Source organism: Methylobacterium sp. AC690, assembly GCF_979256535.1.
The window spans coordinates 1-236 of sequence record NZ_CEEDOX010000136.1; the positions used below are offsets into that span (position 1 = coordinate 1).

1 pseudogene is annotated in these 236 nt (G+C 70.8%); it reads left to right on the forward strand.

The features are described 5' to 3' along the window. Window positions 1-173 (forward strand): annotated as a pseudogene (locus tag AC0IY1_RS25610) (molecular chaperone); the annotation flags it as partial. Window positions 174-236: the final 63 nt, after the last annotated feature.

A 236-nucleotide genomic window follows, 5' to 3' on the forward strand; every position in this document is an offset into this window, starting at 1 on the left:
TCCAGCTGGCCGACTACGTCCAGGTGACGGGTGCCGCCCTGGAGCACGGCCTCCTCCACCTCGATCTCGTCCGCGAGATTCCGGAGGCGAAGAAGCCCCGTCAGATCCAGAGCGCCACCGGCCGCACCCCGCAGGCCCCGGTGATTGAGGGTTCGGTGCAGCAGGCCGCCTGATCGGCGCGTCAGGACGTTCGGAGCGCCCCGGCCGCACGGCCGGGGCGTTTTTCTGTCCGGAAG